At 69.7% G+C, this 16,652-nt stretch carries 13 protein-coding genes; 8 read left to right on the forward strand and 5 right to left on the reverse strand.

The window, feature by feature from the left end; all coding sequences use genetic code 11:
* Window positions 1–5: 5 nt before the first annotated feature.
* Together L8H00_RS16180 and L8H00_RS16185 are read left to right on the forward strand one after the other, a co-directional pair.
* Window positions 6–1,802, forward strand: a complete 1,797-nt coding sequence (locus L8H00_RS16180; protein ID WP_242098339.1) for a YhjD/YihY/BrkB family envelope integrity protein — start codon at window positions 6–8, stop codon at window positions 1,800–1,802.
* A 62-nt stretch (window positions 1,803–1,864) separates the two neighbouring features.
* On the forward strand, window positions 1,865–2,314 hold the full coding sequence (locus tag L8H00_RS16185) for a PaaI family thioesterase (RefSeq protein WP_242098340.1): 450 nt from the start codon (window positions 1,865–1,867) through the stop codon (window positions 2,312–2,314).
* A 321-nt stretch (window positions 2,315–2,635) separates the two neighbouring features.
* Here L8H00_RS16185 and L8H00_RS16190 read toward each other — a convergent pair whose 3' ends face one another.
* Entirely contained in the window at window positions 2,636–4,393 is a 1,758-nt protein-coding gene (locus L8H00_RS16190) for an aspartyl protease family protein (RefSeq protein WP_242098341.1), read from the reverse strand.
* Window positions 4,394–4,500: 107 nt separating this feature from the next.
* On the reverse strand, window positions 4,501–5,322 hold the full coding sequence (locus L8H00_RS16195) for a ferredoxin--NADP reductase (protein WP_242098342.1): 822 nt from the start codon (window positions 5,320–5,322) through the stop codon (window positions 4,501–4,503).
* 244 nt (window positions 5,323–5,566) lie between these two features.
* Between L8H00_RS16195 and msrB the strand changes: the two genes are divergently transcribed.
* The gene (msrB, locus tag L8H00_RS16200; RefSeq protein WP_242098343.1) at window positions 5,567–6,019 is read left to right on the forward strand and encodes a peptide-methionine (R)-S-oxide reductase MsrB; all 453 of its coding nucleotides are present in this window, start codon (window positions 5,567–5,569) and stop codon (window positions 6,017–6,019) included.
* Between the two features lie 3 nt (window positions 6,020–6,022).
* Here msrB and L8H00_RS16205 read toward each other — a convergent pair whose 3' ends face one another.
* Window positions 6,023–8,080 carry a hypothetical protein gene (locus L8H00_RS16205; RefSeq protein WP_242098344.1) on the reverse strand — a complete coding sequence of 686 codons (2,058 nt, stop codon included), beginning with the start codon at window positions 8,078–8,080 and terminating at the stop codon, window positions 6,023–6,025.
* Window positions 8,081–8,209: 129 nt separating this feature from the next.
* Here L8H00_RS16205 and L8H00_RS16210 point away from each other — a divergent pair, with 129 nt between their 5' ends.
* The 4 genes from L8H00_RS16210 to L8H00_RS16225 are packed head-to-tail and all read left to right on the forward strand — an operon-like array spanning window position 8,210 to window position 13,177.
* The gene (locus L8H00_RS16210; RefSeq protein WP_242098345.1) at window positions 8,210–8,905 is read left to right on the forward strand and encodes a polysaccharide biosynthesis/export family protein; all 696 of its coding nucleotides are present in this window, start codon (window positions 8,210–8,212) and stop codon (window positions 8,903–8,905) included.
* A complete protein-coding gene (locus L8H00_RS16215) occupies window positions 8,906–10,216 on the forward strand; it encodes a hypothetical protein (RefSeq protein ID WP_242098346.1) in 1,311 nt (436 codons plus the stop codon).
* Window positions 10,213–11,856, forward strand: a complete 1,644-nt coding sequence (locus L8H00_RS16220) for a glycoside hydrolase family 44 protein (protein WP_242098347.1) — start codon at window positions 10,213–10,215, stop codon at window positions 11,854–11,856. Before L8H00_RS16215 ends, L8H00_RS16220 begins: the two co-directional genes overlap by 4 nt.
* Window positions 11,846–13,177: an oligosaccharide flippase family protein gene (locus tag L8H00_RS16225; RefSeq protein WP_242098348.1), complete on the forward strand. Its 1,332-nt coding sequence runs from the start codon at window positions 11,846–11,848 to the stop codon at window positions 13,175–13,177. Before L8H00_RS16220 ends, L8H00_RS16225 begins: the two co-directional genes overlap by 11 nt.
* Here L8H00_RS16225 and L8H00_RS16230 read toward each other — a convergent pair.
* Both L8H00_RS16230 and L8H00_RS16235 read right to left on the reverse strand, forming a co-directional pair.
* Window positions 13,135–14,064: an NAD-dependent epimerase/dehydratase family protein gene (locus tag L8H00_RS16230; RefSeq protein ID WP_242098349.1), complete on the reverse strand. Its 930-nt coding sequence runs from the start codon at window positions 14,062–14,064 to the stop codon at window positions 13,135–13,137. The two genes, L8H00_RS16225 and L8H00_RS16230, sit on opposite strands and share 43 nt — an antisense overlap.
* Window positions 14,064–15,716, reverse strand: coding sequence for a GMC family oxidoreductase (locus tag L8H00_RS16235; RefSeq protein WP_242098350.1), 1,653 nt, complete (start codon window positions 15,714–15,716; stop codon window positions 14,064–14,066). Before L8H00_RS16235 ends, L8H00_RS16230 begins: the two co-directional genes overlap by 1 nt.
* Before the next feature lie 110 nt (window positions 15,717–15,826).
* Between L8H00_RS16235 and L8H00_RS16240 the strand changes: the two genes are divergently transcribed.
* Entirely contained in the window at window positions 15,827–16,609 is a 783-nt protein-coding gene (locus tag L8H00_RS16240; protein ID WP_242098351.1) for a WecB/TagA/CpsF family glycosyltransferase, read from the forward strand.
* Window positions 16,610–16,652 lie beyond the last annotated feature (43 nt).

Raw genomic sequence — 16,652 nt, forward strand, 5'->3', positions numbered from 1 at the left:
GCCGCATGACCAACGCCATCGATCGACGCGCATCGGGCCCGCATGGGGCATCCAATCCCTGGTCGCTCGGCCTCGCGGCGTGGAAGACCGCGTTCGTCGGCGCGTGGAACGACACCGGCAAGGACAATATCGGCCTCATCGCTTCGGGCGTCGCCTTCTACGGCTTCCTCGCGCTCGTGCCGCTGCTCGGCGCCATCGTGCTCATCTACGGGCTGGTCGCCGAACCCGCCACCGTGGTGCACGACGTAACCGCGCTCACCGCCATCATGCCGCACGCCGCCGCCGGGTTGATCGGCGAACAATTGCTGAACGTGGTCCACACTTCGGACGGCAAGAAAGGGCTGGGGCTGTTGCTTGCGCTCGCGCTCGCGCTGTTCGGGGCGCGCAACGGCGCGGGGGCGGTCGTCACCGCGCTCAACATCGCCTATGACGAGACGGAGACGCGCAGCTTCGTGCGCGTGAACCTGCTCGCGCTGGCGATCACTGCGGTGGCGGTGATGATCGCGATCCTCGCGCTGGTCGCGGTCGCGTCGCTCGGGCATCTGCGCGCGCTGGTACCGGGCGCTCCGGCTGTGCTGATCGCGATCGGCAAGGTGATCTCCTATGTGGTGCTCACATTGGCGGCGGCGGCGGGCGCGGCCACGCTCTACCGCTATGGCCCGTCGCGCGCCGAGACGCGCTGGGTGTGGCTGACGCCCGGATCGGCGCTCGCCGCGCTGCTCTGGCTTGGGCTGACGCTCGGTTTCGGCATCTACGTCGCCAATTTCGGCAATTACAACGCGACCTATGGGTCTTTGGGCGCGGTCGTGGTGTTGCTCACCTGGCTGTATCTTTCCAGCTATATCCTGCTGTTCGGCGCCGAACTGAATGCCGAATTCGAAGTGCAGAAGACGCCTGCGCCCAACGCTCCCGGGATCGTGCCCGAAGCCGCGAAGCCCCGTCACTCCCTGGCGGCGGATTATGCCGCCGGCCGGGTGACGGCACGAGTCGCGGGCTTGCGCGAGGCCGGGATGCTGCAAACCGGCGTGGCGACGATCGGCCTGGCGCTCATCCGCCGCCGCGGCCGCGCGCGTGCGGGGATGGCGCTGCTGGCCTGCGCGGCGGGTGCGGCGTGGCTCACCCGCCAGCGCACGCCGGCGCCGGGCCGGATCCAGGCCGTGCTGTTCGATCTTGACGGCACGCTGGTCGACAGCAACGACTATCATGTCGAGGCTTGGGACGAGGCGTTTCGCGATGCCGATCACCCGATCGACCGTGCGGTGATCCGCGGCCAGATCGGCAAGGGCGGCGACCTGCTCGTCCCCGCGCTCCTGCCCCATGCGCCCGAGGCGGTGCAGCAGGCGATCGCCAAGGCGCATGGCGAGATCTTCCACACCCGCTATCTCGATCGGGTCCGTCCGTTTCCGGGGGCATCGGCGCTGGTGCGGCGGGTGCACGATGCCGGGCAGCGCGTGGTGCTGGCCTCCTCCGCCGAGCGCCGCGAGCTGAAACATTATGCCCGGCTGCTGGGCATCGCCGACATCCTCGATGCGCAGACGAGCATCGACGACGTCGCCACGTCGAAGCCCGCGGGCGACATCTTCGCGGCTGCCATCGCCAAATTGGGGTCGATCCCGCCCGCGGCGGTGCTCGCGGTCGGCGATACGCCTTATGACGTGGAGGCCGCGGCCAAGGCCGGCGCGGCGACGATCGCGGTTCGGTCGGGCGGCTTTTCGGACGAGGCGCTGGCCGGTGCCGTGGCGATCTATGACGGTGTCGCAGCGTTGCTGGCCGAGTATGACGCGTCGCCGCTGGCCCGCTGATCGATGGCAGCGTATCGGTGGGTTCACCGCGATCCAACCTTTGCAAGCCCCGGAGTGATGCCATGACCGACAGCGATTTCGCCGCGCTCGATGGATTGGCGCAACTCCGTGCGATGCAGGCATCGGGGCGGCAGCCGCCGATCGGGGAAACGCTTGGCTTCGTACTGGCCGAAGTGGAGCTTGGCCGCGCGGTGTTCGAAGGCGAGCCGGGGCGCAGCGTCTACAACCCGATCGGGTCGGTCCATGGCGGCTATGCCGCGACGCTGCTCGACAGCGCGTGCGGGATCGCGGTGCATTCGCGGCTCGCGGTGGGGCAGGGCTATACGACGCTCGAACTCAAAGTGGCCTATCATCGCGGCTTGAGCGACCGGAGCGGACGCGTCCGGGCCGAGGGCGTCGTCGTCACGATGGGCCGCCGGGTGGCCTTTGCCGAAGCGAAGCTGTTCGATGGCGGGGGGCGGCTGTGCGCCTCGGCCACCTCGACGCTGCTGGTCTTCGAACGGCGCGAATGACTCGATGGCCCTGAAGGCCGAAGCGGCGGGTGCGGGCTAACGGCAATTGGGGGAGAGCGATGCCCGCTCGATCCCCCAACGCAACCGCCGACCGGGTGCCGGTTCGACCGGCGGCTCCGCTCCTGCGCATATCTTTATGCCCGGCGACGTCAACGCGAGCGGCATGCCCGAAGACGGGGCACAAAAAAAGGCCGGTCAGAGACCGGCCGATAAGTTTTTAGGAGAGGATGCCTGAAAGGCACAGTTTTTTTGCACTGCATCACGAACTCTCGCAACTGCAAAGACCGACATCCGCGATTGCAGTTTTTGCAATCAACCGCTTCATGCCCCGACATGGTAGCGTTTGGCGCGATCCTCCACATGCGGATCGATTGCGAACGCCTTGGCGCGATCGCTGTCGGCCTGCGCGGCCTTACCCAATTTTTGTTCGACGATGGCACGGGCATAAAGCGACCAGGCGTTGCGCGGCTGCACCGCCAGCGCGGCGTCGTAATCCGCCAGTGCGCGATCCCACTCGCCGCGACGCAGCCGGACGAGCGCACGGCTGTCGAGATACGCCGCCTCGCCGGGATGGAGGCGCAGCGCCGAGTCGCAATCGGCCAGCGCCTTGTCGAGCGCGGTGTTCATCAGCGCGCGCGCCCAGCATCGGCCGTTGAAGGCGGTGGCGCGGCCGTTATCCTCGGGATGGCTCTTCAGCCATGCGTCCCAGCTCGCCAGCCCGGCTTCGGGCACCCCGGCGGCGTCGTACATCGATGCCAGCCCTTTGCGCATGTCCGAAGAGGGCGCGAGCGCGGCGTCGGCCACCTTCAGATCCGCCATCGCGCCATCCTGATCGTGTGCGCCGAGCCGCAGCCGCGCGCGCGCGAGGTGCGCCTCCGCATCGTTGGGCACGAGCGCGATCGCCCGGTCGAGATCGGCCGCGCCCAGCAACGGCTGGTGGTTGCCGAGCCGCGCCATCGCGCGCTGGTAGAGATAATGCGGGTCCGCCGGCGCGAGCGCCACGGCCTTGTCGAAATCGGCGATGGCGTTGTCGAAGCGGCCGTTGGTGGCGAGAATCGCGCCGCGCTGGCTGTAGCCCAGAGCCGTGGTCGGCTCGCCGCTATGGTCGGTCAGGTCCAGCCCCTTGCCCTTGTTGTCGACCGCGCCTTTCGGGTTGAGGCCGAACATCGGGCCGCCCTCGTAGGTGATGAACATCCGGTGGTTCTGGTTGTCGACATAGATCCGGTGGGTGAGGAAGAAGTCGATGCCGATCAGCATGTCGGGCCCGTCCAGCGTGTCGTCGGCCACCTCGATCCACGGCTTGGCGATGGCCTCGCCGCCGATGTCGATCGAGGCGAAGCGCATCCGCCAGGAACGGACGCGCTTCTGTCCCAGGCCGTAGGAATAGCCATGGGCGTCGTCGCCCGGCGCCATGCCGAGGCGCTTGGCCGCCGCCAGGGTCAGCATCGATCCCTCGGCGCCGGTATCGAATACGGCGCGGATCGGCTTGCCGTCGATATGGACGGTGCCGATCGTGTGGTGCTGGCCGACGCCCATCGGCTCGAGCTGGACGAGCGTCATCGGTTTGGTGCCCGCCCAATAAGCCATCGCTTCGCCGCGGCAGCCTTGCCCCTTCATCAGCCGGACGAAGCCGTGCGGCAGATCATATTCGACGTCGGCGAGGCCCAGGATGTTCTGGCCGATCAGCCCGGCATAGCCGGTGTCGCTGCCGCCCACCGCGAACTCGATCCGGGGAATGGGGATGTTCGCGATCCGGAACTCCTTGGCGGTGGTCACGCCCAGCGAACTGTCGCCACCGATGCCCTTCAGCCGCGCGCCACCGCCGCCGAGCTCGCGGATGCTCAGGCCGTATTCCAGCGCGTTGGCCTTGGCGATCGTGCTGAAGAACGCGCCGCTGTCGAGGATGAAGCGCGCGTCGCGCCCGTTGATCTGGGTGGTGACGACCGGCCGCCGCCCGGCCATCGTCACCGGAATGTCGACATATTTCGACAGATGACACTGCGCCGCATGCGTCGCGGTGGGTACGAGGCTCAGCGCAGCGGCGGCGAGCACGGCTGCCCTGAATGCGTTTCGTGCCACGCGTGCCATCCCTCGTCCCCCCGAACATCGTTCCCCGGAGGATGATTCCACGGCGCCGGCTCTCCTGCAAGAGCCCTTGGGCGGGGACGGCGACGGCGACGGCGCCGCTAGCCGACGAAGGCGCGCTCGATCACATATTGGCCGGGATTGGCGTTCGATCCCTCGGTGAAGCCGCGCGCGTCGAGCATCTCGGCGGTTTCGCGGATCATCGCGGTGCTGCCGCAGAGCATCACCCGGTCATGCTCGGGATCGAAGCGGGGTTCGCCCACCACGGGCGGCGCGAAGAGCCGGCCGTCCGCGATCAGCGCCTCGATCCGCCCGGTGGTGCGGAACGGCTCGCGGGTGACGGTGGGCACATAGTGGAACTGCTCCAGCGCCTGTTCGGACACCAGCGGATCGTCCGCCAGTTGCGCGGCGAGCTCGTCATGATAGGCCAGATCGCTCACCCGGCGCACCGAATGGACGATCACCACCTGCGAGAAGCGCGCATAGGCATCGGGATCGCGCGCGAGGCTGAGAAAGGGCGCCAGGCCCGTGCCGGTCGACAGCAGGAACAGCCGCCGCCCGCCGAGCAGCGCGTCGAGCACCAGCGTTCCCGTCGGCTTGCGGCCCATATAGAGTTGGTCGCCGGCCTGCACGCCCTGGAGGCGCGACGTCAGCGGGCCATCGGGCACCTTGATCGACAGGAACTCGATCTCGTCCGACCAGGCGGGGCTGGCGATCGAATAGGCGCGCATCAGCGGCTTGCCGTCGCCTTCGCCCGGCAGGCCGATCATGACGAACTCGCCCGAACGGAAGCGGAAGCTCGCCGGCCGCTCGACGGCGAAGCTGAAGAGATGCTCGTTCCAGTGACGCACCCAGCGCACCTCCACCGTCTGAAACGCCGCCTGTTCCGGGATGCGGGTCGGGGTTCGGCTGGTCATGGTCATGAACGGTCCTCGAAATCCTTGGTCGCAGCGTCAGCGGGCATCGTGTCCGGCATCCTGTCCGGGCGAGCCCTGCCGCCGTTCGACCCGCGCCGGCGAGCCGGCGGAGCGCCGATGTCGCGCCATAGGGGTATTGGGGTTTGCGAACCGGCCTCGTTAGTCAGCAGGCCTGCGATGTCAACCGTCGTGGCACCGGCCTCGACAGTGCGGGCCGCGCTCCCCATCTCCGGGCGAACCGGAGAACATCATGACCATTTATCGCAAGACCGACGAAGCCATCGCCGCGTTGACGCCCGAGCAGCGCCGCGTGACCCAGCAGAACGGCACCGAACGCCCCGGCACCGGCGCACTGCTGGGCAACAAGGCGCCCGGCATCTATGTCGACATCGTCTCGGGCGAACCGCTGTTCGCCAGCGCCGACAAATATGAATCGGGCTGCGGCTGGCCGAGCTTCACCAAGCCGATCGAGCCGGCCAACGTGGCCGAACTCACCGATCGCTCGCTGTTCATGACGCGCACCGAGGTGCGCTCGAAACATGGCGACAGCCATCTGGGGCATGTGTTCGACGACGGCCCGCGCGATCGTGGCGGTCTGCGCTACTGCATCAATTCGGCCTCGCTCCGCTTCGTGCCGCGCGACGAGATGGCGGCGCAGGGTTATGGCGATTACGTGGCGCAGGTGGAGGATGTCGGCGCCTGATGCTCAGCTTCGGGCGAAGCGCCGTTCGATGAGGAGCCGGTAGAGCCACCCCGGAATGTGCGACCGGCGCTCCAGTAGCACGAGCCCCAGCGTCCGCGCGCCGATCTCGTCCAGTTGCTTCAACAGGCTGCGTATGACGGGACGGCGGGTGCGCTCGGCTTCCACGACGGGCGCGACGAGGTCGACCAGCGTGGCCAGCTCGATGCTCTCATAGCCTTCGGATGTCGGCGGGGCGGTGATGACGACATAGTCGTAATGCGACCGGAGCGCGGCGATCGGATCGGTTTCGCCGGGTATGCCGCGCGCGGCAGCCATCGCGATCACCGTCGTCGCCAGTTCGCCCAGATATTCGATCGCAATCGTGCCGTCGGGCGCGGGGAGGGGGGCGTCGTCGCCGAAGCGGACGAGCACCGCGCGGCCGATCCCCCGCCGTTCGATCGCGCGGCCCAGGCCCAGCGCCGCCTTTTGCAGGCTCATCCGCGAATTGGGGGCGAGCAGCAGGACGGCGCGGCCGCCATGCGTGCCGCCGACGCCGCTAGAATCGATCGCGGCGATCATCCGGCCATATTCGCGCCGCGTCGAAGCGCTGATCCCGCCGCCGTCGTCCGGATCCTCCAGCGGCGCGGACAGCACGGGAACCCCCAGCGCGCGCTCGGTCTCGACCGGCGACAGGAACACCTCGCGCAGGCTGTCGAGCACGAACAGCGTCGCGCCCGCGATCAGCAGCGCGGCGACGATGCTGCCGGCGATCAGCAGCAGCGGCGGGTTGCTGCGCTTGGCGGGCGGCGTCGGCGCCTCGATGATGCGGACGTTGGGGCTGCCCGCATCGGTGGTCTGGTTGAGCTGCACGCGCGCCTGCTCGACCTGGGCCGAGAGCGACTTGAAGCTGTCGGCGAGCACGTCGCGATCGAGCTTCATGGCGGCGAGCTGATCCGCCACCGCGGTCAGCTGCTTCAGCCGCGCGCCCGAGGCGGCGATCTGGGCATCGAGTTCGGCGCGGCGTGCGGCGGCGCCCTCCACCCCGGCGCGGGCCTGCGCCAGCCGGTCGCGCGTCGAATCGAAGAATTGGTTGCGCCCGGTGCGCCGCGTGGTGACAAGCGTGCCCTGCTGCTGGCGGATCGTCGCCTGCAACGCAGCGATCTGGCGGTCCGCCTGACCCACCTGCGGCGAGGTCTTCATGAAGCGCGAGGCGAGATCGGCGCGCTTGGCCTGCAGCGTCAGCAACTGCGTCTGCATCTCGCCCAGCGCGCGCGCGGCCTCGGTATTGTCGCTGTAGAGGACGACGTCGCTCGGCACGCCATGCGCTTCGCTACCGAGCGTGGCGAGGCTCTTGCGGCCATCGGCCAAGGTCGCCTCGGTCTCGAGCCTGTTACGGTGGAGCAGATCGTCCTGCGCCACCGCGCCGGCCACCTGCGCTGCGATGTCGAGCACGCCGTTCTGCTGCTGGAAGGCGGCGATCGCGGCGTTCGCGCGGTCGAGCTGCGCCTTCACCTTGTCGCGCTGCTCCTGGAGGAAAGCGACGCGGCCCGAGGTGAGGACGTTTGCGCGGCTCTCGAAATACTGGCCGATCAGATCGTGGAGCGCGTTCGCCGCGACGGTCGGGTCGTTGGCGGTGAACGTCAGCTCGATGACGTTCGCCTCGTTCGCCTTGGTGACGTGCAGATGGCGTTCGAACGAATCGAGCGCGGCGTTCACCTGCGCCGGCGTGGCGGCGGGGCCGAGCTGGCGGCGGACGACGTTGCGGTGGAGTTCGAGGCTGTCGAGGAGCTGCAATTCGACGTTCACCACCGCGGCGGGGTCGAGCACCTGGCCCGGCTGCGGCGCGGCGCCTGCGTCCGTCACGTTGTAGATCCCAGCGCTCAGCGGCAGCAGCCGCGCCTCCGCGCTATAGGTCGGCGGCATCAGCAGGGCGGCGAGGACGCCGATCGCGACGATCGTGCCGGCCACGATCGCAGCGGCGCGCCGGTAATAGAACAGGCCGTTCAGCAGGTCGCGCAACGCGAACGGGCCCGTCGCGATCGTGCCGTCATGTGCCGCCGTTCGGGCGGTGAAATCGAGCATCGCGGTTGCACCGTCCCCATGTCCGCGCACCGATCGTGGCGTGGCGCCGCTTATCCGCCGATGCTCTTACCGTTCCATTAAGGCTTGGGAGTTAGGCGCAGATCATCGAACCACGGACAGGAACCCGCGATGCCGAACGGCGCGACGACAGCGATGATGGCGAAGGTGCGGATCGCCGGTGCCGCCGCGCTGCTGGCCTGCGCCGGGTCAGCGGGTGCGCAGGCGGGCGACGCGTATCGCATCGGCCCGGGCGACGAGGTGTCCGTCACCTTTCCCTATAATCCCGAACTCGATCATGCCGGGCCGGTGGGGCCGGACGGCCGGTTCGCGATCCCGATCGTCGGCAACGTGGCGCTGGGCGGCCGGACGATCGACGAGACCGCGGCGCTGATCTCCGCGACGCTGCGCCGCGAGGGCGTGGTCGAGGATGCGCGGCCGACCGTCGCGATCCGCCAATATGGCGCGGTGGTCTATGTCGGTGGCGAGGTGAAGACGCCGGGCGCGGTGAAGCTCAATGGCTCGCTCGATCCGCTGCAGGCGGTCATCAGCGCGGGCGGTGCGCTCGAGACCGCCAAGTCGAAGCGGATCGTCGTCATCCATCGCAACTCCGACGGCACGATCGTCCAATCCTATGCCGATCTGCGCGCCTATGCGCATGGCGGCGTAGGGACCGGGATCGCGCTTCGGCCGCAGGACATCGTGTTCGTGCCGCGCTCCTCGATCGCCGAGGCCGATCTGTGGATCGACCAGCATATCAACAAGCTGCTGCCGTTCAGCCGCAGCCTCAACTACAGCCTCGGCACCAACGCGGTCATCGGGCGCTAGGTGGCAACGCGGATCGCGTCCGGTCCGCTGCGACCCGCCGCCGCCGCGCCTGACCTCGCGTCCGCGCCGGTACGCCGCGCGTGGCAGGCGCTACGCGAGTTGCGCTGGATGCGGGTGCTGGTGTTCACGCTGCTGCTGCCGCTGTTCGGGCAGAGCTTCCATTATGTGAAGACGGTGCCGGCGCTGTGGGCGATGTCCAAGGCGTTTCCGATCATCTCGCTGCCGCTCGCGCTGTTCCTGTTCACCGGCGCGCGGCCGGTGGGCGCGCGGCAGATGCTGCTGAGCTTCCTGTGGCTGGCGCTGGTGCCGACGTTCATCGCGCTCGGCACGTTTCAGCAGACCTTCTTCGTCGCGCTCACCTCGCAGGTGAAGCTGCTGCCTCTGCTATATTTCTTCTCGTTCCTGGGGCTGCTGCGCTGGCTGCGGCCGACGATGCGCGAACTCGCCGCCGGCTTCCTGGTCTGCGCGGTCGTCAGCTTCGTCCTGTTGCTGGTGATCTGGGCGCTCGCGCCGCAATCGGCCTATGCCGCGCATTACGTGGCGGGCGACGCGCCCCTGCTCGGCGCCGACAATCGCGGCAACCGCATCCGCCTGCCGATGTTCTTCGGGATCGTCGGGCTGCTCTACGCCTATCGCCGCTTCCTCGCGCACTGGCGGCCGGGCTGGCTGGCGGCCTGGGGCGCGGGGTTCGGCCTGATCTTCGCGCTGGTGCGGATGCGGTCGATCATCTTCGGGCTGATGCTGATGGCGACGATCAACATCTTCCTGGCGGCGAGCCCGCGGATGAAGATCATCCTGGTCGGCTTGCTGCCGTTTGCCGTCGCCGCGGTGTTTTCGGTGCCGTTCATGGCGTCGATCTTCAGCACCGACAAGGCATTCGCCTTCGACGTGCGCTGGATATCCACCGTCAAGGCGATCGCGTTCCTCGGCACCGATCCGCTCCGCTGGATCTTCGGCGTGGGCTCGATCAGCCCGGTCGATCCGGCGGGCATGATGACCTATTTCAACCATTTCTTCTTCCTGGCCGACATCACCTGGATGGGGATCCTATTCGAATTCGGGCTGGTGGGGGCGCTTCTGATCCTCGCGATCCCGGTGCGCGGGATCCTGATCTTCGCGGTGCTGCGACGGATGCGCGACGACCCCTTCGTCGCCGCGCTGCAGGATTATCTGGTCTATGCGATCCTGATCTCGGAGATGTTTCCCATGACAATGGCGCCGGGCGAACTCGCGCTGATCCTGGCGGTCGGTGCCCACCGGCTGGCCGATCTGCGGCTAGAGGCCACCGCATCGCGGGCAGTCCGGTGGTGAGGCACGCGCTTCTTCTCGGCATCGCCGTCGTGGGTGCGGGCGCGCTGTCGCTGGCAGCGCTGGCGGGTTCGCCCGCGCCTGGCGACGGGGTCGTCCGGATCGCGATCGACGCCGGCGCGGACCGTCACCCGATCAGTCCGCTGATCTATGGCGCGAGCTTCGCCGGCCCGGCGGCGGCGCGCGACCTGCGCCTCGCGCTCGACCGATCGGGCGGCAACAGCGCCTCGCTCTACGATCCGCGCACCGAGGCGCGGGGCGCCGGGCGCGACTGGTATTTCGAAAGCATGCCGATCGGCGCCGACGAACCCGCCCAATATGGTGCGCGCTTCGTCGAGGTCGCGCGGGCAGGCGGCGCCGCGCCGATGGTCAGCGTGCCGATGATCGGCTGGGCCGCGGCGCTCGCGCCCCGCGGCGGCAAGCAGGCGGCGTTCGCGGTCTCGCGTTACGGCGCGCAGGCGGACCATGACGCGGCGGGCTTGTCCGATGCGGGCAATGGCGTGCGCGCGGACGGAACGCCCGTCGCCGGCAACGATCCGCGCGACGCCGCACGCCCGGCCGGGATCGACGAACGGCGCGAATGGGTGCGCGGCCTCGTCGCCCGCTTCGGCCCCGCCTCGCGGGGCGGCATTCCCTTCTACCTGATGGATAACGAGCCGACGCGCTGGCATGACATCCACCGCGACGTTCATCCCGTGGGGCTGCACGCCAGCGAGCAGGCGCGACTGACGATCGACTATGCGCGGATGGTGAAGGCGATCGACCCGTCCGCGAAGACGGTCGCACCCGAGGCCTGGGGCTGGGGCGGCTATCGCTATAGCGGCTTCGACCAGCAGGCGGGCGACGCGCATGGCTATGCGAACCTGCCCGACCGGACGCGCGAGACCGGCGGCATGGACCTGATCCCGTGGCTGCTGATGCAGTGGAAGCGCGCCGGTCACCCGGTCGACGTGGTCAGCGTGCATGTCTATCCGCAGGGCGGCGAGTTTCGCGGTGGTGGCGACGACGATGTGTCGCCCGCGATGCAGGCGCGGCGCAACCGCTCGACCCGGTCGCTCTGGGACCCCGATTATGTCGACGAAAGCTGGATCAAGGATCGCGTCGCGCTGATCCCGCGGCTGCGCGGATGGGTGACGCGCTATTATGATCCGGGCACGCCGATCGCGATTACCGAATACGACTGGGGGGCGCCGAACCACATGAACGGCGCGACGGCGGAAGCCGATATCCTGGGCATCTTCGGGCGCGAGGGGCTCGATATGGCGGCGCGCTGGATGACGCCGCCGCCGGGCAGTCCCGTCTATCTGGCGATGAAGCTCTTCCGCAATCCGGACGGACGCGGCGGCGGCTTCGGTGACACGAGCGTCGCGGCGCGGGTGCCCGATCCCGACACCGTCTCCGCCTTCGCCGCGTTGCGCGGCCGGGTGCTGACGGTGATCGCGATCAACAAGCGCGCGGATGCGGCGGCGCCGGTGACGCTGGCGCTGACCCATCTGGGCGCGTCCGGCACGCTGTCGGGGACGCGGCTCGCCGCCGGGCGGCTCGCTCCGCTCGCACCGGCCCGTTATGCCGGCGGCCATGCCGATGCGGTCCTGCCGCCGCAGAGCGTCACGCTGTTCGCGTTGAACCCCGATGCGCGCTGATCGTCTGGGCCGGCTGCGCCGCCAATATGGCGGGTCGCTCGTCACCACCGGCACGCGGCTGATCGACGTGCCGTGCCGATACGGCATGCACCTGATGATCGCGTTGCGCCTGCCGCTGGCGCAGGTCGGGGCCTTCTACATCGTCTTCGGCACGATGCTGCTGCTGTCGGGACTGGGGCGGCTGGGCATCGACCGCGCGCTCACCCGCGAGATGGCACGCGTGCTGGCGGGCGGCGATGCCGCCTCCGCCCGCGCGTCGATGATCCGTGCGTTCGCGGTGGTGCTGGCGCTGTCGCTGGGGCTGACCGCGATCGCCGCCGCCGCCGCCTGGCCGCTGGCGATGTGGGTGATGCACAAGCCCGACATGGTTCCGCTGTTCCTGATCGGCGCGCTGCTGATCGTGCCGCAGAACATGGGCAATGCGATCGCCGGCGCGCTGGCGGGGCTGCACCGCGTCACGCAGAGCCAGATTGTCTATACCTGGCTGTGGCCCGGCCTGTTCTGCGTCACCGCCTTCCTGCTGCCGCTGAGCGCGGCGCACGCGCTGGCGGCGGTGGCGGTCGCAATGACGCTGGCGACGCTGATCGGCGGCATCATGCTCGTCCGCGATCTGCCACGGCGCAACGGCGTGGCCGGGCAGGCCGAGCCCGCTCCGACGCCGCTGCTCGCCACCGGCCTGTCGCTGTTCAGCCTGGAGCTGGTGCAGCTCGCGATCAGCGCGGCGCCGCCCTTCGTGCTCGGCGCGTTGTCGTCGGCCGAGCAGGTGGGCCTGTATGCGATCGCGTGGCGCGTGGTGCTGGTGATCTACATGTTCGTCAGCGGCGTGGCCTCGATGGTGTCGCCGCGTTTCGCCCGCCTCTATGTGCTGGAGGATCGCGCCGGGCTGGTGCGCGAGGCGGGCCGCGCGATCGGCTTTGCGCTGACGCTGGCGATCGTCCCCATCCTGCTCGTCACGCTGGAGCCCGCGCGCATCCTCATGCTGTTCGGCAGCCAGTTCGAGCCGGCCGCGCCCGCCTTGCGCATCCTGCTGGTGGGGCAGCTCGCCGCGACGCTGACGACCACCACGCCCGAACTGCTCGGCATGACCGGCTATGCGCGATCGCTGTTGCGGATCAACGCGCTGGCGCTCTTCACGTTGATCGCGGGGCTGGTCTGCTTCGCACGGCCGCTGGGAGCGAACGGCGCCGCGCTGGCGACTGCGGCGACGATGGTGGTGAACGCGATCGGCGTGACCCTCGTGTGCCGCCGCGAGCTGGGGTTCGTGCCGCTCGGCGCGCTCTACGGTGCGTGGCGCCGCCCGAGCCGCGTCGCGCACCAATAGGCCGCCTCCGCGACGCCGGTGTCGAGCGGCGTCCAGCCGATCCCCAGCGCGCGCGTGGCGCGGGCGGAATCGAGCGTCGCGTCGCGCCGCCAGAACCGCACCAGCGAGGGCGGGATGGGGGGCGGGGCGCGGCGGGTGAGCGACTCGGCGAGCTTCAGCGGCACCGCGAGCGCTCTGGCCTCCACATCGAGCCGCCACGCCGGGATGCGGCGGATCGGCACCGTGCCGAGCGCGTGCGCGAAGGCGCGGAAATAGCCGTTCCAGCGCGGCGCGTCGGGCATCGCCAGGTTGAACGGCCCGCGCTGCTCGGCGTCGGCCAGCGCCGCGAGGATCGCGGCCACCACGTCGTTGACATGGACGATGTTGCTGCAGCCGTCGCCACCCGCGCCCAGATCGCCGATCCGCCCCGCGGCGAGCAGCCGCGCGATGCGCAGCGACCATTGTGTGCTGCCCGCGCCATAGATGCAGCCGGGGCGCAGCAGGACGGTGTCGGGTACGCCGCGCGCCAGCCGTTCCGCCGCGATCTTGGCCGCGGCATAGCCGTCCGATCGGCCGCAAAGCGGGGTGTCTTCGTCGATCCGGCCGGTCGCCGCGCCATAGACCGCCATCGAACTGAGATGCACGATCCGGCGATCGCGCGCCGCGGCGAACAGCGCGGCGGCGTTGCGGACGATCGTGCGGCGGTCGCCGGTGACGCAGTTCACCACCGCATCGATCCCCGGCAGCACGCCCGCGATCGCGGCTTCGTCGGTGGCGTCGAGCACGCGGCGGGTGGCGGATCCGTCGCGGCGCACGCCCGCGATCGGCGTCGCCCAGTCCGCCAGCGCCAGCGCGGCGACGACGCGGCGCCCGACGAATCCGTCCGCACCCAGCACCAGCACGCGCATCACGCCGCCGCCAGTCGATCCGCCAGCCGCAGCGCCAGCGCGACCGCGGTGAGCGTCGGATTGGCCTGGCTCGAGGTGGGGAAGACCGCTGCGCCGGCGAGGTGGAGATTGGCGATCCCGTGGACCCGGCCGTCGCCGTCCACCATGCTCGTGCGCGGATCGGTGCCCATCCGTGCGGTGCCGATATGGTGGCCGGGATAGGCGCCGTACCGCATCACCTCCGCCGCGACGCTATCGGGATCATAGGTGAAGCGCCCGCAGCCCGAGCGTTCGAGATCCTCGGCGAGCAGTGCGAGCGCCACGCGCACGGTCTCGATATCGCCCGGCGCATGGCGCCAGTCGGCGACGAGCCGCGGCATGCCCCATGCGTCGCGATCGGTGCCCAGATACACCCGGCTGTCGCGGTTCGGCTGTTGTTCGGCATGGAAGTCGAGGCTGTAGCGCCCGTTGCGCGGCACCACCACAACGGACGGATATTTGCGAGTCGCGAACCGGCGGCCGACGAGCATGGTGGTCGCGAAGCGCGCCACCGCCAGCGGCTGGCGAGCGACGTTGAGCGCGTGGTGCAGCAGCCGGCCGAGGCCTGCGTCCCCGTCATCGTCTGCCAGCCGCGCGCGGTAGCGGCGGGGCACGAGTGCCTTCCCAAGCATCAGCGCCGACAGCGGCCCGGTGCCGTGCGACGGATCGGCGATGCGCGGATGGTGGAGGCGCGCGACGAAATTGCCGATGCGGTGCGCGCGCTGCGCATTCTCGGCGAGCGCAAGGCGGCGGCGGCAATAGGTGCCGTCCTCGGCCACGTCATAGCCGTGCCAGACCGCATCGCGGCCGCCCGCGGGCGCGAAGCTGCCGATCGTGCCCGCCAGATGGCTCATATAATAGCGGCCTAGCACGTCATGATGGTTGCCGATTCCGTTCGGGTGAACGGTGCGGCTGGCGAGCAGCAGCCGCGCGGTCTCCAGTCCGCCGGCGCAGAGCACGAACTGCCGTGCCGATACGGCGATCGGCGTGCCGTCGCGGCGGTGCAGGTCGAGCGCTTCCACCCAAGTGCCGTCCGGATCGAGCCGGATATCGGCGACCGCGGCATCCAGCAGCAGGCGGATGCGCGGCGATGCGGCGAGTCGGTCGCGGTAGCGCGTGCCGAAATCGGTCGGGCAACTGAAGCGTTCGAGCCGGTCGGTCGAGAAATGCGTGCCGCGAAAGCCTGCGATCATCGGCCGTGCGCCAGGGCGCAGCGCGGTGTCGGCGCGATAATCGAACGCGCCCGCCTCGCACAGCGCGTTGGCTTTCGGGTAATAGGGCGCCAGCGCCTCGGGCCCGATCGGCCAACCGCTTTCGGGAATCCAGTTGCGCGGTTCGAAATCGATCGGGTCGAGCGGCATGCAGCGCCCGCCCCAGATCGTGGTGCTGCCGCCAAGCCGGCGTTCGCGATATTCGTCGAGCGGCGGGTGAAGCGCGGGATCGGTCACGGTGCCGCGATAGGCGTCCTGCACCGCGGCGTCGTGCCGCGTGCCGCCCGCCTCCACCAGCAGCACGTCGCGGCCTGCATCACCGAGCGCGAGCGCGAGCGCGATGCCCGCCGCGCCCGCGCCCACGATGCAGATGTCGGCGGACAGGGGCTCGGGGCCGGTTAGGTCTTGCGCGCTCAGGATCACGCGCCGGGCATAGCGGCCAAGCGCTTCACGTCGGTTAACGCACGCGCAGTTTCGCGGTGAGGGGATGTTAACGCCGAGCGGGTAGCCGGCGGCTGAGGAGACGAAACGGCATGGACCTCCAGCACGGCGGCCTCGAACGGCGGCGGCGCAAGCCCGTGTTCGGGATGCGGATCGGCGATCTCGACGTCGCGCAGAGCGCACAGCGCATGCTGTCCGTCCGGCGCAGCGCGGCCGAGGGCGTCGGGCTGTTCGCCACCCCCAATATCCAGCACGTCGCGCTGGCGAACGCCGATCCCGAATTCTCCGCCGCGCTGCGCGGGGCGCAGATCGTCGTGGCCGACGGCTTTCCGGTCTATCGCTTCGCCCGGCTGCGCGGGCTCGATCTGCCCGGCCGGGTGACGGGGCGCGAGGTGGTGGAGGCGATGTTCGCCAATCCCGCCGCGCTAATCGGGCATCGCGGCTTCTTCGTGGTCGACAGCGCCGATAGCGCGGCGGCGATCGCCGCCTGGGCGGCCGAAACGCTGCCGGGCTTTGCGTGCGAGACTCATGTGCCGCCGTTCGGCTTCGACCGCGACTTGGCCTATGGCATCGGTCTCGCCGACGCGATCCGCAGCTTCGACGCCAGCCTGTTGTTCCTGTGCATCGGCGCGCCCAAGAGCGAGTTGTTCGTGCACCGCCACCGCGCGCTGCTGCCGCCCTGCTGGGCGCTGTGCGTCGGCCAGTCGTTCCGGCTGATCCTTGGCCAGACGACCCCGCCGCCCGCGCTGATGGTGCGGCTGAACCTCGAATGGCTGTGGCGCATCGCGCTGGAGCCCAAGCGGATGCTGCGCCGCTACGGCCCCAGCGCCTTCGGCTTCCTGCGCGCGGCGGTCGCCGATTTGCGCGGCCGCTGACCTCCTTACCCGATCTTAACCCCGACGCCCCTAATCCGGGCGC

It is taken from the genome of Sphingomonas sp. CROZ-RG-20F-R02-07 (assembly GCF_022662335.1).
GTDB lineage: Bacteria > Pseudomonadota > Alphaproteobacteria > Sphingomonadales > Sphingomonadaceae > Sphingomonas.